We start from the raw sequence: 22,324 nt of genomic DNA on the forward strand, positions 1-22,324 counted from the left end.
CGGCCGGGAGTCGTCAAGGAATGATGGCCGCAGTGTTGGTTCGATCCATGACCCAGAAGAGGAATTTCGACGTGATCAAGAAGCAGAACCTTCGCATCAATGTGCTTGCCGCCGCCGTGCTGTCGATGACCGCGGTGGGTGCCGTCCACGCCGCCGGGTTGCCGACCCGTGAACCGGTGCGCCAGGCCAGCACCGCCGAGCCGGGCGCCGAGCGCATCATCGTCAAGTATCGTGCTGGCACCGCTGCGGCGGACGACCGTTCGGCCAAGCTGTCCGCCGTGCAGTCCGCGCTGACCCGCGCCAGCCTGTCCGGTGGCACCGCCCGCGCCAGCACGCTTGGCCCGCAGGTCGTGCGCAAGCTCGGCGTCGGTGCCGACCTGATCCGCCTGCAGGGCCGCCTGGCGCCTGCGGAACTGCAGCGCGTGCTGAAGGAGCTGAAGGCCGACCCGGCCGTGCAGTACGCCGAAGCCGACGTGAAGCTGCGCCGCACCGAGCTGCGCGCCGGTGACGTGCAGCCGGCGCTGGCGCCGAACGATCCGTACTACCAGCAGTACCAGTGGCACCTGCACAACGCCACCGGTGGCATCAACGCACCGTCGGCGTGGGATGTATCGCAGGGCGAGGGCGTGGTGGTGGCCGTGCTCGACACCGGCATCCTGCCGCAGCACCCGGACCTGGTCGGCAACCTGCTGGAAGGCTACGACTTCATCAGCGACGCCGAGACGTCGCGCCGTGCCACCAACGATCGCGTGCCGGGCGCGCAGGACTATGGCGACTGGGTCGAGAACGACAATGAGTGCTACACCGGCTCCGTCGCGGAGGACAGCTCCTGGCACGGTACCCATGTGGCCGGCACCGTGGCCGAGCAGACCAACAACGGCGTCGGCATGGCCGGTGTCGCGCACAAGGCCAAGGTGCTGCCGGTCCGCGTGCTCGGCAAGTGCGGTGGCTACCTTTCCGATATCGCCGACGCCATCACCTGGGCCTCCGGCGGCACCGTGGCGGGCGTGCCCGCCAATGCCAACCCGGCCGAGATCATCAACATGAGCCTGGGTGGAAGTGGCAGCTGTGACGGAACCTACCAGGATGCGATCAATGGCGCGATCTCGCGTGGCACCACCGTGGTCGTGGCGGCCGGCAACGAGACCGACAACGCATCCAAGTACCGTCCGGCCAGTTGCGACGGCGTAGTGACCGTCGGCGCCACCCGCATCACCGGCGGCATCACCTACTACTCCAACTACGGCACCCGCGTGGACCTGTCCGGTCCGGGTGGTGGCGGCAGCGTCGATGGCAATCCGGGCGGCTACGTCTGGCAGTCCGGTTCCGATGCGGCCACCACGCCGGAGTCAGGCAGCTACAGCTACATGGGCATGGGCGGCACGTCGATGGCCTCGCCGCACGTGGCTGCCGTTGCTGCACTGGTGCAGAGCGCGCTGATCGCCAAGGGCAAGGATCCGCTGGCCCCCGCCGCGATGCGCACGCTGCTGAAGGAAACCGCGCGCCCGTTCCCGGTCAGCATTCCGGCCGCCACCCCGATCGGCACCGGCATCGTCGATGCCAAGGCGGCGCTGGCCAAGGCACTGGAAGAGCCGTGCACCGAGAGCTGCGGGCCGGTGGCGACGCCGCTGACCAACAAGGCCGCGGTGGGGGGACTGAACGGTACGGCTGGCAGCAGCCGCCTGTACAGCTTCGAGGCAGCCGCTGGCAAGCAGCTCAGCGTGATCACCTACGGTGGCACCGGCAACGTGTCCGTCTACATCGCCCAGGGACGCGAGCCGAGCGCCAGCGACAACGATGGCAAGTCGACCCGTCCCGGCACGTCCGAAACGGTACGGGTGAACAAGCCAGTGGCAGGCACCTACTACATCAAGGTGGTGGGCGAAGCGGCCTACAACGGCGTGAGCATCCTCGCCACGCAGTAAGCCTGACGTGTCGTAGTTGAACGGCCGAGGCCCGTCATCCTGTGTGACGGGCTTCGTCTTTTTACGAAAGCTGGCCGCAGGGCGGCGGAAATCATGGCTTAACTGCTAAAGTCGGTCCGATTGACAGGAGAGTCACGTGAACGCGCTCGCTGCAACCGTTACCGACGATGCCGAAGGCCGCATCCTGGATGCGCTGCTGGCACGCGGCCGGCTCAAGGAAGGAGACCTGGCGCGCGCGCGGCCGCTGCACGCCGAGGCCGGCGGCAGCCTGCTGGGCCTGCTGGTGCGCCTGGGCCTGGTGTCTGAACGCGACCAGGCACAGGCCAGCGCCGAGGTGCTGGGCCTGCCGCTGCTGGAGGGCAAGCAGGTGCCGGAGGCCCCGCCGCAGGCGCTGGCCGAAGGGCTACCGCTGTCGCTGCGTTTCCTGAAGCAGTTCCATGTGTGCCCGCTGGAGTTGAATGAACACGGGGTGCGTCTGTGGCTGGCCGATGCCCACGATGCCTATCCGCAGCAGGCCGTGCAGTTGGCGCTGGGGGTTCCGGTGACACCGGTGCTGGGCATGCGCGCGGAGATCGATGACCTGGTCGAGCGCTGGTTCGGCCAGGGCCGCAGCGCGATGGGCGCGATCGTGGAAACCGCCGATGGCGAGGGCGGCGCGGTCGACGATATCGAGCACCTGCGCGACCTCGCTTCGGAAGCGCCGGTGATCCGTCTGGTCAACCTGGTTATCCAGCGTGCGGTGGAACTGCGCGCTTCGGATATCCATGTCGAACCGTTCGAGAGCCGGTTGAAGGTCCGCTACCGGGTCGATGGCGTGCTGATGGAGGGCGAGAGCCCGCCGGCCAATCTCACCGCCGCGGTGATCAGCCGCATCAAGATCATGGCCCGGCTCAACATCGCCGAGCGCCGCCTGCCGCAGGACGGCCGCATCATGCTGCGCGTGCAGGGCAAGGAGCTGGACCTTCGCGTGAGTACCGTGCCCACCGCGCATGGCGAAAGCGTGGTGATGCGCCTGCTGGACCGTGAAACGGTGGTCTTCGATTTCCACCGGCTCGGCTTCACCGACGCCTTCCTGCCGCAGTTCTGCAAGGTACTGGAACAGCCGCACGGCATCCTGCTGGTGACCGGCCCGACCGGCTCGGGCAAGACCACCACGCTGTACACCGCGCTGAGCCAGCTCAACACCGCCGACGTCAAGATCATCACGGTGGAAGATCCGGTCGAATACCAGATCGAGGGCATCAACCAGATCCAGGCCAAGCCGCAGATCGGCCTGGATTTCGCCAACGCGCTGCGCAGCATCGTCCGCCAGGATCCGGACATCATCATGATCGGTGAAATGCGCGACCTGGAAACCGCGCGCATCGCCATCCAGTCGGCATTGACCGGCCACCTGGTGCTGTCCACCCTGCACACCAACAATGCGGCCGGTGGCATCACCCGCCTGCTCGACATGGGCGTGGAGGATTACCTGCTCACCTCGACCATCAACGGCATCCTCGCCCAGCGCCTGGTGCGCCGGCTGGAGCCGACCCATGCCGAACGCTACGCAGCCTCGCCAGAGGAGATCGAACGCTTCGAGCTGCGCCGCCTGCAGCCGGAGGGACCGATCCACCTTTACCGCCCGAAGCCCTCGGCGCTGGCGCCGACCGGCTACCTGGGGCGTACCACCATCATGGAATTCCTGGTGATGAACGATGCGCTGCGGCGTGCGGTGATGCGTCGCGATGGCATGGGCGAGATCGAGCGCATCGCCCGCGAAGCCGGCATGCGCACCATGTACGAGGATGGCCTGTCCAAGGCGCTGAGCGGACAGACCACCATCGAGGAAGTGCTGCGCGTGACCGAGGAAAACTGATGCGTGCAGGACGCCGGGGCTGACATGCCGAACTACCGCTACAAGGCGCTCAATCCGCACGGTGAGGTCTTCGACGGGCAGATGGAGGCGGCCAGCGAGGCCGAGCTGATCGCGCGCCTGCAGGACCAGGGCCACCTGCCGATGGAGACGCAGCTGGCCGACGCCGGCGCGATCGGCGGCAGCAGCTGGCGCAACCTGCTGCAGCAGCGCCCGTTGCAGGGCGCTGCATTGCTGCAGTTCACCCAGCAGCTGGCGACCCTGCTCGGTGCCGGCCAGCCGCTGGACCGCGCGCTGTCGATCCTGCTGGGGTTGCCCGAGGACGAACGATCGCGCCGCGCGATCACCGACATCCGCGACGTGGTGCGCGGCGGTGCACCGCTGTCCACCGCGCTGGAACGCCAGCATGGGCTGTTCTCGCGCCTTTACGTGAACATGGTGCGCGCCGGCGAAGCCGGCGGCAGCCTGCATGAAACCCTGCAACGCCTGGCCGACTACCTGGAGCGCAGCCGCGCGCTGCAGGGCAAGGTCATCAACGCGCTGGTCTACCCGGCGATCCTGCTGGTGGTGGTGGGCGGTGCGCTGCTGTTCCTGCTTGGCTACGTGGTGCCGCAGTTCGCGCAGATGTACGAGAGCCTGGACGTGGCGCTGCCGTGGTTCACCAATGCGGTGCTGCAGCTGGGCCTGTTCGTGCGCGACTGGTGGGTGCTGCTGCTGGTGGTGCCGGCGCTGCTGGCGCTGTTCTTCGAGCGCAAGGCGCGGCAACCGGCGTTCCGGCTGGCGCTGGATGGCTGGCTGCTGCAGCGCCGTGGCATCGGCCGTCTCGTCGGTGAACTGGAGACCGCGCGCCTGGCGCGCACGCTGGGCACCCTGCTGCGCAACGGCGTGCCCCTGCTGGGCGCACTGGGCATCGCGCGCAACGTACTGGGCAACCGCGCGCTGGCCGCCGATGTGGAAGCGGCCGCCGATGAAGTGAAAAATGGTGCCGGCCTGTCGCTGGCACTGTCGCGCGGCAAGCGCTTCCCGCGCCTGGCCCTGCAGATGATCCAGGTCGGCGAGGAATCCGGCGCCCTCGATACCATGCTGCTGAAGGCCGCCGACACCTTCGAACAGGATAGTGCCCGGCGCATCGACCGCCTGCTGGCGGCGATGGTGCCGGCGATCACCCTGGTGCTGGCCTCGGTGGTGGGCGCGGTGATCGTGGCCGTGCTGGTGCCGCTGTACGACCTGACCAATGCCATCGGTTGACGATGGCACTCCCTGCAACCCCGACACTCCGTAACTGAAAGGACCGTCCATGATTGCCCGTCGCCGACCGATCCGCCTTTCCTTCACTGCCGCGCGCAACCAGTCGGGCATGAGCCTGCTGGAAATCATCATCGTCATCGTGCTGATCGGCGCGGTGCTGACCCTGGTCGCCAGCCGCGTGCTGGGCGGTGCCGACCGTGGCAAGGCCAACATCGCCAAGGCGCAGGTGCAGACCGTGGCGTCCAAGATCGACAACTACCAGATCGACACCGGCAAGCTGCCCGGCTCGCTCAATGACCTGGTGACCGCACCGGCCGGTGTTGGCGGCTGGCTCGGCCCGTACGCCAAGCCGGCCGACCTGAACGACCCGTGGGGCCACGCCCTGGAATACCGCGCACCGGGCGAAGGCCAGCCGTATGAGCTGGTCAGCCTGGGCAAGGATGGCAAGGCCGGCGGTAGCAGCGTCGACGCTGACATCCGCTACCAGCCGTAACCGCGCATGACGTATTTCCTGCCGCGCCGGTTGCCCCACCCGCGCCTGCACGGCAGGCGCGCGGCGGGACTGTCGCTGCTGGAAATGCTGCTGGTGATCGCACTGATCGCGGCGATCGGCCTGATCACCGCCGCTGGCCTGTCGCGCGGTTTCGCCGGCATGCAGCTGCGCAGCGCCGGCAAGGACATCGCCAGCCAGCTGCGCATGGTGCGCGCGCAGGCAATCGCCCGCGGCGAACCGCAGCGCTTCGTCATCGAGCCGGCGCGGCGGCGCTGGGAGGGCGCCAACCAGCGCCACGGTGAGGTGCCCGCACAGCTGCAGGTGCAGTTCGAAGGCGCCGCGCAGCTGGCCACCGCGCCGGGGCAGGGCGTGATCGAATTTCATCCCGATGGTGGCTCCAGCGGCGGCCGCATCCGGTTGCAGCGCGACGGCGCCGAATGGCGCGTCGACGTCGGCTGGCTCACCGGTGAGGTCCGCTCCGGCCCCTGGCGGGCGCAATGAAGCGGCGCGCGCGTGGCTTCACCCTGCTGGAAGTGATCATCGCCTTCGCCCTGCTGGGCCTGGCGTTGACCCTGCTGCTGGGCAGCCTGTCCGGCGGCGCAAAACAGGTGCGCGATGCCGAGCTGCGCACGCGCGCGGTGCTGCATGCACAGTCGTTGCTGGCCGAGGCCGGCGTTGACGCACCGCTGCAGGTGGGCAGCCAGCAGGGTGACTGGGAACAGGGGCGCTATCACTGGGAACTGCAGGTTCAGCCGTGGGTGGAACCACGCGCTGGCAATGTCGTGCAGGCCTCGTCACCGGGGACCCCATGGCTGGCAGAGCTGCAATTGCAGGTGCGTTGGGGTGACAGCGAGCGCGAGCAGCTGCGCTGGCGCAGCCTGCGCCTGTTGCCGCCCGACCTGGAGAATGCACGGTGAGGCGCCGCGCCGCAGGTTTCACCCTGGTCGAAGTGATGCTGGCCACCGTGCTGCTGGCCGGCGGCCTGGCGTTGGCCTTTGCCAGCGTGCGCTCGGCGATGGCGGTCAGCCAGCGTGGCGAGCAGATCGCCGCCGAGAGCGAACGCATGCGCGCGGTCGAGTCCTTGCTTCGCAGGCAGCTGGCGGGCGCGTTGCGCACCCCGCTTGAGGTTCCGGACCCCACCCGCGAACCGATCTTCTTCCAGGGGGAGGAGCAACGCATGTTGTTCGCCGCCGACCTGCCCGGCTACCTCGGCCGTGGCGGCCCCTACCTGCACGCGCTGCAGGTCGACGGACGCGATGGCCAACAGCGCCTGCTGCTGGACCTGGTGCTGCTGCAGGAAGGCGAGCGCATCGCCGAGAATCCACCGCGCCCGCCCGAGGTGCTGGTGGAGAACCTGAAGTCGGTGCAGCTGCGCTATCGGGGTATCGATGCCAGCACTGGGCAGGTGACCGACTGGATGCCGCGCTGGGACGACACCCGCCGCCTGCCGATGCTGGTGGAGATCCAGATCGTGCCGGCCCGTGGAGCGCCGTGGCCACCGCTGGTGGTGGCGCTGCGCGCCGGTGGCAGCGGAGGCGCGCGATGAGGCGTCAGGCTGGGGCGGCATTGGTGCTGGTGCTGTGGCTGATCGCGTTGATGACCGCGCTGGTCGGCGCATTCGCGCTGAGCGCACGGGTCGAACACCTGCAGCAGCGCGTGCTGGATGACGATGCACGCGGGCAGGAACGTGCGCGTGCCGGCCTCGAATATGCCCTGCTGCGCCTGTCGGCCGATCCGCAGCGCGCGCCCTGGCGTGCCGATGGCCGGACCTATCGCTGGCAGTTCGACGACGCCAGCATCGAGATCAAGGTGCTGGACGAGAACGGCAAGATCAACCTGAACCTGGCCGACGCCGCGCTGCTGGCCGCCTTCCTCAAGGCGCTGGGTGAAGACGATGCCCAGGCCCGGCAGCTGGCGGCGGCCATCATCGACTGGCGTGACGAGGACAGCCTGCTGCAGCCGGGCGGTGGTGCTGAAGCGCAGGACTACGCCGCAGCCGGGTTGCCCTATGGCCCACGCAACAAGCGCTTCGAGACCCTGGGCGAGCTGCAGCGCGTGCTGGGCATGCGCGGCACGCTGTACCGGGCGATGTTGCCGCACCTGACCCTGTACAGCCGCCAGGCCCGGCCGGATCCGCAGTTCGCCAGTGCGCCGGTGCTGAGCGCGCTGGGGCTGGATGCGGACAGGGTGATGGCGCAGCGCGCACAGCAGGAGCGTGATGCAGATTCCGCTGGTGGTACGACAACGCTTGCCAGCAGCAGCGGCACCTATAGTATCGAGTCCGCTGCCATCGACAGCAGTGGACGCAGGTCGGTGTTGCAGGCAGTGGTACGCAGTGGCTCGGGCGGGGTTCCCGGGCGGACCTACACAGTGCTTCGCTGGGAGCAGGGAATGACAGCAAGATGACGGCGTGGCAGGACAGTCTGCGGCAAGTGCAGGGCCGGATCGGCCCGGGTGCTGGCCGCTTCCTGCGCTGGTGGCGGCAGTCGCTGCTGGCCTGGGTACCGGTGCGCTGGCAATGGGCGTTGGGCTGGGGCCAGGCCCGCCTGTTGCTGCAGCCTGAGAGCGACCAGCTGCAGGTCTGGCGTGAGGCCGGTGAACGCCGCGAAGTGGTGGCGCGCCTGCCGTGGCCGCTGTCGCCGGTGGAACTGGACCGGGTACTCGAGCCGCGCCTGCGCAGCCTGCCCCGGGTGTGGCTGCTGCCCGCGGCGGATGTGCTGCGGCGCACGCTGCGCCTGCCCGCCGCGGCGGCTGACCGCCTGCGTGCCGTGGTCGGTTTCGAGATCGACCGGCAGACCCCGTTCGAAGCGTCCCAGGTCAGCTATGACGTGCGTGAACTCGGCGCGGGCGGCGAAGGGCAGTTGCAGGTCGAACTGGTAGCGTGGCCACTGCGGCAGCTGGAAGCATGGCGCACGCGGGTGGGCCAATGGGCCGATGCGCTGGCCGGCGTCGATGCCATCGATGCGCAGGGCAACGTGTTGCAGGTGAACCTGCTGCCGCCCGCGCAGCGCCAATTGCGGCCAGACCCGATGCGGCGCTGGAACCTGCTGCTGGCAGCGGCATCCGTCGTGATGCTGGTACTGGCCGCGGTGCAGTTGCTGGACAACCGCCAGGCCGCCGCCGACGAACTGCGTGCGCAGGTCGAGCGCAGCGCGCGCAGCGCGCGTGGCGTGGCCAGCGAACGCGCGCAGCTGCAGGCGCTGATCGATGGTGCTGCATTCCTTGAGAAGCAGCGCAGCCAGCGCGCCGGTACCGTGGAGATCTGGAACGAACTGACCCGGCGCCTGCCGGAAGGCACCTACCTGGAAAAGCTGGCGATCGAGAACAACAACCTGCAGCTGATCGGCCTGAGCCGCGAAGCATCGCAGCTGGTGCAGCTGCTGCAGGATGCACCGCAGTGGCGCAAGGTCAACCTGACCGGGGTGCTGCAGGCCGATGGCGCGGCCAGTGGCCGCGACCGCTTCACCATGACCGCCGAACTGCAGCCGTTGCCGGCCGCAGCACCGACCCCGGAGGCGGCCGATGCCGATGCCAAGCGCACGCCGTGATCGCTGGTTGGCGCTGGCACTGCTGCTGGCAGTGCTGGGCCTGGCTTATCTGCTGCTGGTGCACCCCTGGTTCACCCAGCCGCTGCGTGCGATCGATGCCGATGTCGCCGCCCTGCGCGAACGCGAGTCGCGCGTGCAGGCGCAGCTGCAGCAGCAGCCGCAGATCGAACAGCGCCTTCGCGCTACCCGCGAGGCACTGCAGCAGCGGCCAGGCTTCCTGCGCGAAGCCACTGCCGAAGCTGCCGCCGCTGCATTGGGCGCCCGGCTGCAGGATGCGGTGGCGATGGCCAGCCCGGGCAACCGCAGCTGCACCATCAGCAACCGCACGCCGCTGACCGACAACCGGCGCGATGCCGAGTTCGTGCGCGTCGCCATGCAGGTGCGCCTGCGCTGCGGCGTGGCCGAACTGGCCACCGTGCTGCACAGCCTCGAAACCGGCAGCCCCCGCCTGTTCGTCGACAACCTCAACCTGATCGCGCAGCGCTTCCAGCAATCGCCGAACGAATCGGGGCTGGGCCTGGATGTGTCCTTCGAGCTGGCCGGCTATCTGCTGCCAGGCGCCGCCGCCGACGGCACGGTACCGGCACCCGCTGCGGCACCGGCACCGTCCACGTCGCCGGCCGAGGCCACGCCTGCGCCCCAGCCGGCGCCCCCGTCCGAAGGGCCGGAGGTGGCCGATGAAGCTTGAGCAGATCAGCCTGCGTACCGGCTTCCTGCTGGCACTGGCCGGCTGGGCGGCGGCGGTCTGGCTGTCAACCGTGTTCGGGCTGGGCAGCCAGCTGCCGGGCGCCGACGGTGATGCCGACGCCGCGCCATCGCTGCCATCGCTGCCGCCGCTGGCGGCCGAGCGCATGGCCAGCGCCGACAGCTACAGCGCGATCGGTGAGCGCCCGCTATTCGCCGAAGACCGCAGGCCGCGGCCCTATCTGCTGGGGGGCAGCGAACCGGCGGCCAGTGCCGCGTTGCGCCTGACCGGCGTGCTGCTGACCGGCGATTTCGGCATGGCCACCTTCACCACCGAACAGAACCGCTCGCTGCGCCTGCGTCTCAACGGCGAAGCCGTGGATGGCTGGCAGCTGGTCGCGCTGCAGCCGCGCCAGGCGACGGTGATCGGCCCCGGTGGCAACCAGGTCCTGGAACTGGCCGTGTTCAACGGCCAGGGCGGTGAGCCGCCGACGGTGCTGCGCGGTGCCAACGGTGTACCGCCTGCAGGTGCGATCGTTGTGCCGCCTTCGGCGGGTGCTCCGCCGGCGCCGTCCCCGGTCGCGGCCACCCCACCGACGCCGCCCGCCGGCAATGCCCCCACACCTGCGGCGTCAGCTGCAAAAACACCACCGGCCAACAACAACGGTCCCAGCGAAGCGCAGATGCAGGCCATCCGCGAACGCATCCAGGCCCGCCGCCGCCAGCTGCAGCAACAGCAGCAACAACCGTCGCCGCCCCCGGGCGATGGCACCAACCGATAGAGTGAATGCATGAACCTGCGTTTTCTTCCCTGGTCCTTTGCCCTCGCGCTGCTGGTCGGCTGCAGTACGGTGTCCGCGCCGCACGTGCAGCGCAACGGCAACCTGTCGCCCAGTGCCGATGCCGGCCAGGCAGCCGACGTCGCCGCCGATGCCGCCCGCGAGAGCCAGGGCGCACCGCAGGCGGTGATCCGCCGCGGCACCGGCACCATGATCAACCGTGAGGCCGCGCGCGCACCGGCACCGGCGCTGCATGGCGCCAGCACCGGCGAGGCCACCTTCAACTTCGAAGGCGAATCGCTGCATGCGGTGGTCAAGGCCATCCTTGGTGACATGCTTGGCCAGAACTACGTGATCGCACCGGGCGTGCAGGGCACGGTCACCCTGGCCACGCCCAAGCCGGTCTCGCCGGCGCAGGCGCTGAACCTGCTGGAGATGGTGCTGGGCTGGAACAACGCACGCATGGTCTACAGCGGTGGGCGCTACAACATCGTCGCCGCCGACCAGGCGCTGGCCGGCACGGTCGCGCCGAGCACCGCGCCGGCGGCCAGCGCACGCGGCTTCGAGGTCCGCGTGGTCCCCCTGCAGTTCATCTCGGCCACCGAGATGAAGAAGGTGCTGGAGCCGTATGCGCGCCCCAACGCCATCGTCAACGTGGACAGCGGCCGCAACGTGATCACCCTCGGTGGTACGCGCGCAGAACTGGAAAACTACCTGCGCACCGTCGAGATCTTCGACGTCGACTGGTTGTCGGGCATGTCGGTGGGCGTGTTCCCGATCCAGTCGGGCAAGGCTGAGCAGGTCGCGGCCGACCTGGAAAAGGTGTTCGGCGAAGAGAGCAAGACGCCCAGTGCTGGCATGTTCCGTTTCCTGCCGCTGGAGAACGCCAACGCCGTGCTGGTGATCACGCCGCAGGTACGCTACCTGGACCAGATCCAGCAGTGGCTGGATCGCATCGACACCGCAGGTGGCAGCGCCCGCCTGTTCTCCTACGAGCTGCGCTACATCAAGGCACGCGACCTGGCCGAGCGCCTCAGCGAGGCCTTCGCCAGCAGTGGCAACCGCGGCGGCTCCGGCCCGGCCTCGCTGGCACCGGGCGCCATCCCGTCGCAGCTGGGCGGTGACGGCGATCGTGGCATGGACAACAACAGCAGCACCCTCGGCTCGACGCTGGGCGGGAGCAGTGGCAGTAGCAGCAGCAACGGCAGCCTGAACCTGCCGCAGCGACAGCCCGGCAACGTCAGTGTCAGCCTGGAAGTGGAGGGCGACCGCGTCGGCGTGTCGGCGGTGGAGGAGACCAACACCCTGCTGGTTCGCTCGACGCCGCAGGCCTGGCGCTCGATCCGCGAGGTGATCGAGAAGCTGGACGTGATGCCGCTGCAGGTGCACATCGAGGCACAGGTGGCCGAAGTCGCGCTGACCGGTGACCTGAAGTATGGCGTGAACTGGTTCTTCGACAACGCCGTGGCTGGTCGCGCGCTGACCGGCGCACTGGCAGGCCTGACCCTGCCGCCGGCAGCGGGCGGTTCGTGGAATACCTTCGCCGGCGGTGTCACCGGCAACGACGGCGTGGGCTGGGCGTTCACCGGCCACAACGCGGCCGCCGTGGTCAGCGCGCTGGACAAGGTCACCGACCTGCGCCTGCTGCAGACACCGTCGGTGTTCGTGCGCAACAACGCCGAGGCCACGCTCAACGTTGGCGACAAGGTGCCGATCAACACCACCACGGTGAACACCGGCGTGGGCACCAGCACCTACAGCTCGGTGCAGTACATCGACACGGGCGTGATCCTCAAGGTACGCCCGCGCGTGACCCGCGATGGCACGGTGTTCCTGGATATCGTGCAGGAGGTCAGCAGCGCCTCCGACGTGCCGGACGCCTGCAACCCGAACGAGCGCAACTGCAACCCGCGCATCTCGACCAAGAAGCTGTCCACCGAAGCGGCGGTACAGAGCGGCGACACCATCATGCTGGCGGGCCTGATCACCGACTCGGCCACCGATGGCAGCAGCGGCATTCCGGGCCTGAGCAGGATTCCGGTGGTCGGTGCGTTGTTCGGGCAGAAGACCCGCACCAGCCGTCGTTCGGAAGTGATCGTGCTGCTGACCCCGACCATCGTCCGCAACAGCCAGGAATCGCGCAACCTGACCGATGAGTACAGCAAGCGCTTCCGCGCGATGGAGCCGCTGAACCAGCCGCGCGCGAAGAAGTAAGGGGTTTACGGCCGGGCGGCGCCCGGCACCCGCAGAGGCTGAAGCTGGAGCAACGGCAACAGCAACAGCAACAGCAACAGCGGGTTTACTGAGGGATGGCGGGGCACTGTGGGTTTGCGGGGACGCCGTGAATACGTCCATGTAGGCTTGGTCGCCGCATCCATGCGGCTCACACCCCGCAAACCCACAGTGCCCCGCCTTCGACAGTTTCCTGCTGCTGTTGGTAGGTGTCGACCTTGGTCGACACGATCCACGCCATGCGTGGATGACTCTCCATCGAAATCGAATATTTCGAGATCCGAAACATCTGAGCCGAGCATGGCTCGGCTCTACAGAAGGTAGGGCCGACAGATCGCGGAAAACTGTCGAAGGCGGGGTGGGTCCGGTTGTGGGGGCGTGAGCCGCATGGATGCGGCGACCGAGCCTACAGGGACGTATTTACGGCGTCCCCCGCAACCGGACCCACCCCGCCATCCCCCCAGGAACCCAGCTTTTGCTCCGGCTGTTGCTTCGGCTCTGGCTCTGGCTCTGGCCTCTGCGGGTGCCGGGTGCAACCCGGCCGATACCCTCCCGGTGCTACGCTGTGGCCACCGACAACCACGGAGGCGGGATGGGGGCGATCGTGTTGTTGCCGCTGTGCGTGGACGATGCCGCGCTTGATCGCTGCCTGGCCGCACTGGATGCCGGCACCGCGCCGGGCACCCCGGTCTGGCTGGCCGATGACGCGCAGGCAGGGCCGCGTGCGCAGGCCGTGGTCGAGCACTGGTTGGCGCATACGCCGCTGCAGGCCGAGTACACCCGGCGCGCGCGCCCACTGGGCGAGGTTGCCCATCTGGACGAGATGCTGCGCGCCTGCGATGGCCTGGACGTGGCCGTGCTGGCGCCGGACAGCGTGCCGTCGCCCGGTTGGTTGCAGCAGTTGCAGGATGCCTTCGCCCGCGATGCCGCCATTGCCACCGCGACCCCCTGGTGCAATGCCGGCGAGACCGCGGCGTGGCCACGGCTGGGCGAGATCAATCCCGAACCCCATGACCCGGCCTTGCTGGCGCATACCTGCGCCACGTTGCCGACGCTTCACCCGGAGCTGCCATCGGCGGTCACCCACGCGGTGCTGGTACGTGGCAACGCTCGCCGCCGTGCCGGTGGCCTGGACGTGGACAGCTATGCCGGCTGGAATGCCGCGCTGGTCGACCTGAGCCTGCGCATGGCGGGCCTGGGGTGGCGCAACGTGTTGTGCGAGACCGCGTTCGTCGGCCGGGCAGGAGAGGCGGTCAGCCGCGATGGCGATCTGGAGGCCCTGGCCGCGCGCTGGCCGGCCTGGGTGCCGCGGCTGGCCGATTTCCTGATGCACGATCCACTGCACGGTCTGCGTGCCGACCTGCAGCAGCGCATGCGGCAGGCGATAATGCCGAAGGAACAGGGCGACCTGTTCGTCCCGCCCGCGCCGGAGCCTCCCGTTTGAATGCAGCCATTGCCGCCATCGTCGTCACCTACCAGAGTGGCAGCACCATCGATGCCTGCCTGTCGCGCCTGCGCCAGGCGCAGGACATCGCCGAGATCCGGGTGATCGACAATGGTTCGCTGGATGGCACGCTGGACATCGTGCAGCGGCACGCCAGCCATGACCCGCGCGTGCGCTTCGTCGGCAATCCGGACAATCCCGGCTTTGCCGCCGCCAACAACCAGGGCGTGGCCGACTCGCACAGCCCATGGCTGGCCTTCATCAACCCGGACCTGATGATTGAGCCGGACACCCTGACCGAACTGCGCAGCCGTGGTGAGGTGCTGGGCGATTGCCTGCTGGGCGTGGAGCAGGTGGACGAGCACGGCCACGCCGATGAAGCGGTGCGCCGTCGCGATCCGGATTTCCTGCTGATGCTGCGCTCGCCGGGCAAGGGTTCGAAGCTGGCGGTTCCGCGCGATCCGCACCAGGCCGTGCAGCCGGTGCCGGCGTTGTCCGGTGCGCTGCTGATGATGCCGCGTACCCTGTTCGAGCGCATCGGTGGCTGGGATGCGGGTTACCGCCTGCATGCCGAGGACCTGGATCTGTGCCGCCGCGCACGCGAGGCCGGCGCGGTGGTGGCGATCGCCAACGACCTGCAGGTTACCCATGTGCGCGGCGTCTCCAGCCGTTCGCGGCCATTCTTCGTGGAATGGCACAAGCACAGGGGGCTGTGGCGTTACTTCCAGAAGTTCGAGGCCAGGCAGCGCTCGCTGCCGGTACGCGTTGCGGTGTGGGCCGCGATCTGGGCGCATGCGGCGATGCTGGTGCCGCGCCTGCTGCGCAGGTCGTTGTAGCGCCGCAGGAGCATCCACGCATGGCGTGGATCTACCAATGCTGTTCCCCGTGAGCCGAGCGTGGCCGGAGGCACCCCGGTTCACCCTGCCGGGCGCATAATCCGCCCCATGCCTATCATCCAGTCCCTGCTCGACACCGACCTGTACAAGTTCACCATGATGCAGGCGGTGCTGCACCAGCACCCCGGCGCCCAGGTGCAGTACCGGTTCAAGTGCCGTACGCCCGGCATCGACCTGGCCCGCTACATCGACCAGATCGACGAAGAAATCGACCACCTGTGCAGCCTGCGCTTCAGTGACGCGGAGCTGGACTACATGCGTGGCCTGCGCTTCGTGAAGCCGGATTTCGCCGATTTCCTCGGCCTGTTCCACCTCGACCGCAAGTACATCCAACTGCGTGCGTCGACGGCCGTGCCCGGCGAGATCGAACTGGACATCACCGGCCCGTGGCTGCACACCATCCTGTTTGAAGTGCCGCTGCTGGCGATCATCAACGAAGTCTGGTTCCGCAACACCACCACGGCCGACTTCGCCGAAGGCGAGCGCCGCCTGCAGGCCAAGGCCGCGCTGCTGCGCGATACCCCCGGCTTCGAACAATGCCGCATCGCCGACTATGGCAGCCGTCGCCGCTACTCGCGTGACTGGCATGCCCGGCTGCTGCCGCTGCTGCGCGACGCGCTCGGCCCGCAGCTGGTCGGCACCAGCAACGTCCACTTCGCGCGCCTGTACGGCATGACCCCGCACGGCACCATGGCCCACGAGTACCTGCAGGCGTTCCAGGCGCTCGGCCCGCGCCTGCGTGATTCGCAGGTGGCGGCACTGGAATCCTGGGCGCGCGAGTACCGCGGCGACCTCGGCATCGCGTTGTCCGATGTGGTCGGCCTGGACGCGTTCCTGCGCGACTTCGACATGTATTTCTGCAAGCTGTTCGACGGTGTGCGCCATGACTCAGGCGATCCGTTCGACTGGGGTGACCGCATGCTGGCGCACTTCCAGCAGCGCCGGGTCGATCCGCGCAGCAAGGTGCTGGTGTTCAGCGATGGGCTCGACATCGCCAAGGTCATGCGCCTGTACGACTACTTCCGCGGTCGCTGCCAGGTCGCGTTCGGTGTCGGCACCCACCTGACCAATGACCTGGGCCCGACACCGCTCAACATCGTCATCAAGATGGTCCGCTGCAACGGCCAGCCGGTGGCCAAGCTCAGCGATTCGCCGGGCAAGAGCATGTGCGACGACCCGGGCTACCTGGCCTACCTGCGCCAGGTCTTCGAGCTGCCGCCGGCGTAAATACGTCGGCTTACAGGTAGTCGACCACCACCAGGTAGGCGCCCTGCAGCGGCTGCTGCTTCGAAGCCTGCACGCTGTAACGCTCGGAGAAGGCGATATCGCCGGCGCGCATCGCGCTGGCCGACACCGACAGCTTCTGGCCCTGGCGCTTGCCATCGCGCAGCGTCGCGGCCTGGCCATCGGCCAGTGCCGTCACTTCCACCGTCGAGCCCTTGGCCGACGGCGGGCAGGCCGCCAGGCTCAGCTCACCCTGGGACAGGTTCGTCGTGCAGCCCGGCTCGGCGATGCGGCCGCTGAAACGGATGCTGCCGCTGCTGGCCTGGGCCAGCGCACTGACGGACATCAGGGCCACACACAGCAGAATGGAATTCCTCATGACACGTTCTCTGGTTCGGTGTGTCCTAGTTAGCGACAGGTTCGATCCGCCTTTAATAGGACAAATCCGAATCTGCTAGGGCCATCACCAAGAAAGAGTGATGCGCATCAAATAAGGCGATTTCCGGCTGAAAAAGGCCTGTTTCCGCGCCTGCCGAACGCGCCTCTCAACGCGTCATCCACGGTCGGCCGCGACCTGGCGGCCCCGTCGTCAAATCTTTCACGCCTCCCAGGCGCAGATTCCGCCTATCACGTCACATTTAGAGCGTCAATGAATTGGCGTTCAGAAAAATAATGAGACTTTCATCACATTTGTGCATATACTTGCGTCACGGATTCAGGGGAAGGTATGTCCGAGTCCGGCCACAGGTGAGACGCAAGGATGGGTCTTGTTAGCCCGGCAGTGCTCCTTGCTTCCTCCTCTACTTCTCATCTCTTCAGTAGGGTTAGGTAAAAGCGAATGCACAAGATCAACCTCATTGCCGCTCTGATGCTGGCCGCCGCTCCGCTGGCCGCCAACGCCGCCGACGGCACCATCACCTTCAATGGCAAGGTGACCGACAAGACCTGCACCATCTCGACCCCGGGCGGCAAGGACTTCGCCGTGACCCTGCCGACCGTGTCGAAGAACACCCTGGCTACCGCCGGTGCCGTTGCGGGCCGTACCCCGTTCGCCATCAACCTGACCAAGTGCAGCGCCGGCAACGTCGCCACCTACTTCGAGCCGGGTTCGACCGTCGACTTCAACAGCGGCCGCCTGGTCAACCAGGCCTCGGCCAACGCTGCCACCAACGTGCAGCTGCAGCTGCTGGGCTCGAACAACCAGTTCCTCCCGATCAAGGCGGCTGGCGCTGGCCTGGCCCAGACCAACTCGCAGTGGGTCACCGTCGGCACCGACGGCTCGGCCGACCTGAACTACTACGCTGAGTACTACGCCACTGCCGCCGCCACCCCGGGCGACGTCACCAGCAGCGTCAAGTACACGATCATCTACAACTGATCGTAGCCGTACCCGCATTGGCCGGCGTACGCGCCGGCCAGTGCTCCGCGGCCCTTGGCCACACCCCTCGAGCGTAGTACTTCCGATGAAAGCACTCTTTCCCCGGGCGCTGCTGCTGGCAGCGTTCACGCTGCCCCTCTGCCAGAACGCACTGGCCGGCGTGGTGGTCAATGGCACGCGGGTGATCTACCCGGCACAGGCACGCGAAGTCACCGTGCAGGTCGACAACGTGGGCGACTCGCCCGCACTGGTCCAGGCCTGGATCGACAGTGGCGACGCCAACCAGACCGCCGATACCAGCGATGCTCCGTTCGTGCTGACGCCGCCGATCGCGCGCGTCGAGCCGGGCCGCAGCCAGGCGCTGCGCCTGATCTTCTCCGGCGCGCAGCTGCCGACCGATCACGAGACGGTGTTCTGGCTCAATGTGCTGGACGTACCGCCGTCGCCGGACAACGCCGACAGTGGTGACCAGAATTACCTGCAGGTTGCGTTCCGTTCGCGCCTGAAGCTTTTCTACCGGCCGCAGGGCCTGAAGGGCGTCGCCAACGACGCACCGGCAGCGCTGCGCTGGACCCGCAATGGCGACCGCCTGCGGGTGGAAAACCCGAGCCCCTTCCACGTCACTCTGGCCGAAGTGCATGCCGTGACCGGCAGCGGCGAAAAGGCCGTCGAGGACAAGGGCGCGATGGTCGCGCCGAAGCAGAGCCTGGAGTTCGCCGCGCCGGCGGGCACCAACCAGGTGCGCTTCATCACCATCAACGATTACGGCGGCCGGGTCGAGCACACCGTCCGCCTCGACAGCACCGGGAGCTGAACGCGCCGCGCCGGCCAAGGGCCTGCGCATCCCGCCACCGCCGCCGTGCGGCGAATTGAAGGAATGTCAGTGTGATCGGAAACAGATTGACATTGTCGATCCATCAGGCGCTTTGCCTGCTGGTTGTTGGCGCGGCCTGCCCAGGATGGGCGCTGGCTGCACCGGCCAATCTCGGCGAACAGGCGCTGATGGCGCAGAGTGGTGCGGCCAACGCGCGTGCACCGGAATCGGCCCAGTTCAATTCGAGCTTCCTGTCCGGCCAGGCCAAGCAGGTCGACCTGGCTGCCTTCAGCAACGGCAACCCGATGGTGGCCGGCAGTTACCGTGTCGATGTCTACGTCAACGGTGCCTGGCAGGGCCGTCGTGACCTGCAGTTCAAGGCCGATGCACAGGGCCGTGTCGACGCCTGCCTGCCGCTGCCGATGCTGGAAGAAATGGGCGTGGACAGCGAGGCCGTGCTGCTGCAGCAGGACCCGACGCTGCCGACCGACACGACCAGCTGCGTGCCGGTGCAGCAGCGCATGGCCAACGCCTATGGTGTCTACGACAGCGGCAACCTGCGCTACGACCTCAGCATCCCGCAGGTGTTCCTGCGCCGTGAGGCACGCGGCTACGTCAACCCGGCGCTGTGGGACCGCGGCATCAATGCCGGTTTCGTCGGCTACAGCTTCAATGCCATCGACAGCAACAGCCGTGTCGAAGGTGGCCAGCGCAACCGCAGTGCCTATCTCGGCCTCAATGCCGGCCTGAACCTGGGTGGCTGGCAGTTCCGCCACGACTCCAACCTGACCTGGTCCGAGGGTGACGGCCGCCATTGGCAGAGCATCGCCACCTACGCACAGCGCGGCATCCCGCAGGTGCGCGGCATGCTCACCATCGGTGAGGCCTACACCACCGGCGAGCTGTTCGACTCGATCGGCTACCGCGGTGCCAGCCTGGCCAGCGACGATCGCATGCTGCCCGATTCGCTGCGCGGTTACGCGCCGGTGGTGCGCGGCATCGCCGAGACCAACGCACGCATCGAAGTGCGCCAGAACCAGCAGCTGATCTACTCCTCCACCGTTTCGCCGGGCAACTTCGTCATCGATGACCTGTACCCGACCGGCTACGGCGGAGACCTGGAAGTGAGCGTCATCGAGGCCGATGGCCGCCGCCGCGAATTCAAGGTGCCGTTCGGCTCGGTGCCGCAGATGCTGCGCGAAGGCGTGTCGCGTTACTCGCTGACCGCCGGCCAAGTGCGCAACAAGCTGCTGGCCGACGAACCCTGGCTGGTGCAGGGCACCTACCAGCGCGGCATCGGCAACCAGCTGACCCTGTACGGCGGCAGCGCGCTGAGCGATGGCTACCTGTCGCTGCTGTACGGTGTCGGCCTGTCCACGCGGGTCGGTGCCTTCGCGGCAGACGTCACCCATGCACGCACCTCGTTCGACCACTACGGCAGCCACACCGGCGCCAGCGTGCGCTTGAGCTACAGCAACATGATCGGTGAGACCGGCACCAACCTGACCCTGGCCGCCTACCGTTACTCGACCGAAGGTTTCTACAGCCTGCAGGACGCGCTGTATGGCCGTGACTCGGACAAGCGCGGCATCGATCCGACCACCCGTGGTCGCCAGCGCAGCCAGTTCCAGGTGACCTTGAACCAGCCGCTGGGCCGTCGTGGCGGTGCGCTGTACGTGACCGGTTCGGTGCGTGACTTCTATGACCGCTCCGGCACCTCCAAGCAGTACCAGGTGGGCTACAACAACGCCTGGCGTTCGGTGAACTACGGCTTCTCGGCGCTGCGCACCGAAGAAGGCGTGCTCGGCCGTTCCGACACCCAGTACCTGCTGTCGATGAGCGTGCCGCTGGGCCGTGGTACCCACCCGGTGTCGTTCAGTGCCGATCTGGGCGTGCGCGACCGCGGTGGCTACGACAACAGCCGCGTCGGCATCACCGGTTCGGCCGGCGTCGACAACAACTTCAGCTACGGCGTGGCCCTGTCCGATTCCCGCGAGGGTGGCACCACGGCGGTCGGCAATGCCGAATACCGCAGCCGCTACTCCGCGTTGAATGCCACCTACAGCCACTCGCGTGATTTCCGTCAGGCCTCCGTCGGTGCCAACGGCAGCGTGGTGGTGCATCCGGGCGGCTTCACTTTCACCCCGCAGCGTGGCGACACCATGGTGCTGGTCGAGGCACCGGGCGCGCGCGATGCGATCGTCAGCAACGCCCCGGGCCTGCGCGTCGATGGCCGCGGCTACGCCGTGGTGCCGTACGTGTCGCCGTACCGCCTCAACACCGTCACCCTCGATCCGCAGGGCATGGCCCACGACGTCGAGCTGGAAAGCACCAGCCAGTCGATCGCACCGTTCGCCGGTGCCATCAGCTACCTGCGCTTCGATACCCGCAAGGGCAACGCGTTGCTGATCCAGGTACGCAACCCGGATGGCCGCAGCATGCCGTTCGGTGCACAGGTCAAGGATGAGCAGGGCCAGCCGGTCGGCATGGTCAGCCAGGGCGGCCGCCTGTACGTGCGCAGTGAAAACAACCAGGGCCGCCTGCTGGTGGAGTGGGGCGCCGGTGCCGACCAGCGCTGCACCATCGATTACCAGGTTCCGGCGGGCGCCGATGCGTCCAAGACCGGCTTCATTCCGCTGGAGGCAGCATGCCGATGATTTCTTCCCGTGGCCGCAAGGCGCTGACGGCCCTTGTACTGCTGGGTGGCGCACTGCTGGCACAGCAGGCCAGCGCGTCGTGCCGCATCCAGTCCAGCTGGTTCACCGCGCAGGACGTGACCATGGACATGGGCCAGATCGTGATCCTGCCCAGCACGCCGGTCGGTGGCGTGATCAAGGAGATCAGCGAACCGATCAACCAGCAGAACAGCGTGGCACGCTGCGACTGGTCCGGTGGCCGTTCCATCGGCGAGTACGTCAACGCCGCGCAGAAGCGTCCGGTGGCCGGCTTCTCGAACGTCTATGAAACCGATGTGGCGGGCGTGGGCATCCGCCTGTACCGCGACTCCGGCGCGATCCAGACCTACTATCCGCACACCATCAACTTCGCCAGCAACAGCACCATCTCGCTGGTCGGAGGCACGTTCCGCATCCAGCTGATCAAGACTGCGGCACAGACAGGCTCGGGCGTGATCGCGCCGAACGGCCGCTTCACCACGTACTACTTCGACGGTGATGGCCCCGGTCGCCCGGTGTTGACCTCCACCTTCAAGGGCTCGGGCACCACCGTGGTCAGCCCGACCTGCGAAGTGCAGGCCGGCAGCCGCAACATCGCCGTCGACTTCGGCAGCGTGCCCAACACCACCTTCACCGGTGTCGGTTCGCGCGCGGTCGATCGTGATTTCGAGATCCGCCTGAACTGCCAGGGCAGCAATGTTGCCGCCTACCAGAGCAAGATCGGCATCCGCCTCGATGCCGACCAGGACAGCTCGAACATGCCGGGTGTGCTGAAGCTCAGCGCAGCCAGCAACAGCGCCACCCGCATCGGCATCCAGATGGTCCAGCGCGTTGGCACCACCGAGCGCGAAGTGCGCTTCGGCCAGACCATCAACGTCGGCACCACCGCGCCGGGGACCAGCGTCATGGCGCTGCCGCTGCGCGCGCGCTATGTGCAGACCCAGGCCGGTACGGTGGGTGCGGGTGTCGCGAACGGCCAGGCCACCTTCACCATCCAGTACGAGTAAGGCCGCCCGGGCGGCTGTCCCTGCTGCGTTCCGCCGCAACGTCGCCCGTCCCACGGGCGGCGTTGACTGCGTGTTGATCTTCCAACGATGAAGATCAGTGCCACGACGCACGTACCATCAAT

The 22,324-nt window shown here is 67.8% G+C and carries 20 protein-coding genes; 19 read left to right on the plus strand and 1 reads right to left on the minus strand.

The annotated features are described in order from the left end of the window. Positions 1–71 precede the first annotated feature (71 nt). From N5E02_RS07570 to pncB, 15 genes are all read left to right on the plus strand, one after another. Positions 72–1,925, plus strand: a complete 1,854-nt coding sequence (locus N5E02_RS07570) for a S8 family serine peptidase (RefSeq protein WP_279946145.1) — start codon at positions 72–74, stop codon at positions 1,923–1,925. A gap of 136 nt (positions 1,926–2,061) precedes the next feature. After that, entirely contained in the window at positions 2,062–3,783 is a 1,722-nt protein-coding gene (gene gspE, locus N5E02_RS07575; protein ID WP_279946142.1) for a type II secretion system ATPase GspE, read from the plus strand. A gap of 24 nt (positions 3,784–3,807) precedes the next feature. After that, complete coding sequence (locus tag N5E02_RS07580) at positions 3,808–5,028, plus strand: type II secretion system F family protein (RefSeq protein ID WP_065179640.1); 1,221 nt, start codon at positions 3,808–3,810, stop codon at positions 5,026–5,028. A 49-nt stretch (positions 5,029–5,077) separates the two neighbouring features. Further along, on the plus strand, positions 5,078–5,521 hold the full coding sequence (gspG, locus tag N5E02_RS07585) for a type II secretion system major pseudopilin GspG (protein ID WP_005415225.1): 444 nt from the start codon (positions 5,078–5,080) through the stop codon (positions 5,519–5,521). Positions 5,522–5,527: 6 nt separating this feature from the next. Further along, a complete protein-coding gene (locus N5E02_RS07590) occupies positions 5,528–6,022 on the plus strand; it encodes a GspH/FimT family pseudopilin (protein WP_049417201.1) in 495 nt (164 codons plus the stop codon). Next, a complete protein-coding gene (locus N5E02_RS07595; RefSeq protein WP_139726717.1) occupies positions 6,019–6,438 on the plus strand; it encodes a prepilin-type N-terminal cleavage/methylation domain-containing protein in 420 nt (139 codons plus the stop codon). Before N5E02_RS07590 ends, N5E02_RS07595 begins: the two co-directional genes overlap by 4 nt. Beyond that, complete coding sequence (locus N5E02_RS07600; protein WP_053499709.1) at positions 6,435–7,067, plus strand: type II secretion system protein J; 633 nt, start codon at positions 6,435–6,437, stop codon at positions 7,065–7,067. Before N5E02_RS07595 ends, N5E02_RS07600 begins: the two co-directional genes overlap by 4 nt. Further along, complete coding sequence (locus tag N5E02_RS07605; protein WP_139726719.1) at positions 7,064–7,927, plus strand: type II secretion system protein GspK; 864 nt, start codon at positions 7,064–7,066, stop codon at positions 7,925–7,927. Before N5E02_RS07600 ends, N5E02_RS07605 begins: the two co-directional genes overlap by 4 nt. Then, on the plus strand, positions 7,924–9,069 hold the full coding sequence (locus tag N5E02_RS07610; protein WP_065179642.1) for a PilN domain-containing protein: 1,146 nt from the start codon (positions 7,924–7,926) through the stop codon (positions 9,067–9,069). Before N5E02_RS07605 ends, N5E02_RS07610 begins: the two co-directional genes overlap by 4 nt. Beyond that, the gene (gene gspM, locus N5E02_RS07615) at positions 9,050–9,757 is read left to right on the plus strand and encodes a type II secretion system protein GspM (RefSeq protein ID WP_231114026.1); all 708 of its coding nucleotides are present in this window, start codon (positions 9,050–9,052) and stop codon (positions 9,755–9,757) included. The genes N5E02_RS07610 and gspM overlap by 20 nt, the downstream gene beginning before the upstream one ends. Then, positions 9,747–10,535, plus strand: coding sequence for a general secretion pathway protein GspN (locus N5E02_RS07620; protein WP_065186244.1), 789 nt, complete (start codon positions 9,747–9,749; stop codon positions 10,533–10,535). Before gspM ends, N5E02_RS07620 begins: the two co-directional genes overlap by 11 nt. Positions 10,536–10,544: 9 nt before the next feature. After that, the gene (gene gspD, locus N5E02_RS07625) at positions 10,545–12,746 is read left to right on the plus strand and encodes a type II secretion system secretin GspD (RefSeq protein WP_065186243.1); all 2,202 of its coding nucleotides are present in this window, start codon (positions 10,545–10,547) and stop codon (positions 12,744–12,746) included. Positions 12,747–13,356: 610 nt separating this feature from the next. After that, entirely contained in the window at positions 13,357–14,208 is an 852-nt protein-coding gene (locus tag N5E02_RS07630) for a glycosyltransferase (protein ID WP_065186242.1), read from the plus strand. After that, a complete protein-coding gene (locus N5E02_RS07635; protein WP_065179816.1) occupies positions 14,205–15,044 on the plus strand; it encodes a glycosyltransferase family 2 protein in 840 nt (279 codons plus the stop codon). The genes N5E02_RS07630 and N5E02_RS07635 overlap by 4 nt, the downstream gene beginning before the upstream one ends. A gap of 108 nt (positions 15,045–15,152) precedes the next feature. Continuing rightward, positions 15,153–16,331 carry a nicotinate phosphoribosyltransferase gene (gene pncB / locus N5E02_RS07640; protein WP_005415236.1) on the plus strand — a complete coding sequence of 393 codons (1,179 nt, stop codon included), beginning with the start codon at positions 15,153–15,155 and terminating at the stop codon, positions 16,329–16,331. Between the two features lie 10 nt (positions 16,332–16,341). Here pncB and N5E02_RS07645 read toward each other — a convergent pair whose 3' ends face one another. Then, on the minus strand, positions 16,342–16,707 hold the full coding sequence (locus N5E02_RS07645; protein WP_049414538.1) for a hypothetical protein: 366 nt from the start codon (positions 16,705–16,707) through the stop codon (positions 16,342–16,344). Between the two features lie 459 nt (positions 16,708–17,166). Here N5E02_RS07645 and N5E02_RS07650 point away from each other — a divergent pair, with 459 nt between their 5' ends. The 4 genes from N5E02_RS07650 (at position 17,167) to N5E02_RS07665 (ending at position 22,202) form a co-directional block, all read left to right on the plus strand. Next, positions 17,167–17,706: a fimbrial protein gene (locus tag N5E02_RS07650; protein WP_005415238.1), complete on the plus strand. Its 540-nt coding sequence runs from the start codon at positions 17,167–17,169 to the stop codon at positions 17,704–17,706. An 85-nt stretch (positions 17,707–17,791) separates the two neighbouring features. After that, entirely contained in the window at positions 17,792–18,520 is a 729-nt protein-coding gene (locus N5E02_RS07655) for a molecular chaperone (RefSeq protein WP_065186240.1), read from the plus strand. Between the two features lie 92 nt (positions 18,521–18,612). Continuing rightward, positions 18,613–21,177 carry a fimbria/pilus outer membrane usher protein gene (locus N5E02_RS07660; protein WP_139728061.1) on the plus strand — a complete coding sequence of 855 codons (2,565 nt, stop codon included), beginning with the start codon at positions 18,613–18,615 and terminating at the stop codon, positions 21,175–21,177. Then, positions 21,168–22,202, plus strand: coding sequence for a fimbrial protein (locus N5E02_RS07665; RefSeq protein WP_111128421.1), 1,035 nt, complete (start codon positions 21,168–21,170; stop codon positions 22,200–22,202). Before N5E02_RS07660 ends, N5E02_RS07665 begins: the two co-directional genes overlap by 10 nt. Positions 22,203–22,324 lie beyond the last annotated feature (122 nt).

The sequence above is a fragment of the Stenotrophomonas sp. GD03777 genome (assembly GCF_029842485.1).
Taxonomy (GTDB): domain Bacteria; phylum Pseudomonadota; class Gammaproteobacteria; order Xanthomonadales; family Xanthomonadaceae; genus Stenotrophomonas; species Stenotrophomonas sepilia.

What these genes read in the sequence shown, in the direction of transcription:
- pncB (WP_005415236.1), top strand. Translation starts at nt 15,153, where the DNA reads ATGCCTATCATCCAGTCCCTGCTCGACACCGACCTGTACAAGTTCACC.
- N5E02_RS07630 (WP_065186242.1), top strand. Translation starts at nt 13,357, where the DNA reads ATGGGGGCGATCGTGTTGTTGCCGCTGTGCGTGGACGATGCCGCGCTT.
- N5E02_RS07655 (WP_065186240.1), top strand. Translation starts at nt 17,792, where the DNA reads ATGAAAGCACTCTTTCCCCGGGCGCTGCTGCTGGCAGCGTTCACGCTG.
- gspG (WP_005415225.1), top strand. Translation starts at nt 5,078, where the DNA reads ATGATTGCCCGTCGCCGACCGATCCGCCTTTCCTTCACTGCCGCGCGC.
- N5E02_RS07665 (WP_111128421.1), top strand. Translation starts at nt 21,168, where the DNA reads ATGCCGATGATTTCTTCCCGTGGCCGCAAGGCGCTGACGGCCCTTGTA.
- N5E02_RS07595 (WP_139726717.1), top strand. Translation starts at nt 6,019, where the DNA reads ATGAAGCGGCGCGCGCGTGGCTTCACCCTGCTGGAAGTGATCATCGCC.
- N5E02_RS07620 (WP_065186244.1), top strand. Translation starts at nt 9,747, where the DNA reads ATGAAGCTTGAGCAGATCAGCCTGCGTACCGGCTTCCTGCTGGCACTG.
- N5E02_RS07580 (WP_065179640.1), top strand. Translation starts at nt 3,808, where the DNA reads ATGCCGAACTACCGCTACAAGGCGCTCAATCCGCACGGTGAGGTCTTC.
- N5E02_RS07605 (WP_139726719.1), top strand. Translation starts at nt 7,064, where the DNA reads ATGAGGCGTCAGGCTGGGGCGGCATTGGTGCTGGTGCTGTGGCTGATC.
- N5E02_RS07645 (WP_049414538.1), bottom strand. Translation starts at nt 16,707, where the DNA reads ATGAGGAATTCCATTCTGCTGTGTGTGGCCCTGATGTCCGTCAGTGCG.
- N5E02_RS07610 (WP_065179642.1), top strand. Translation starts at nt 7,924, where the DNA reads ATGACGGCGTGGCAGGACAGTCTGCGGCAAGTGCAGGGCCGGATCGGC.
- N5E02_RS07650 (WP_005415238.1), top strand. Translation starts at nt 17,167, where the DNA reads ATGCACAAGATCAACCTCATTGCCGCTCTGATGCTGGCCGCCGCTCCG.
- gspD (WP_065186243.1), top strand. Translation starts at nt 10,545, where the DNA reads ATGAACCTGCGTTTTCTTCCCTGGTCCTTTGCCCTCGCGCTGCTGGTC.
- gspM (WP_231114026.1), top strand. Translation starts at nt 9,050, where the DNA reads ATGCCAAGCGCACGCCGTGATCGCTGGTTGGCGCTGGCACTGCTGCTG.
- N5E02_RS07590 (WP_049417201.1), top strand. Translation starts at nt 5,528, where the DNA reads ATGACGTATTTCCTGCCGCGCCGGTTGCCCCACCCGCGCCTGCACGGC.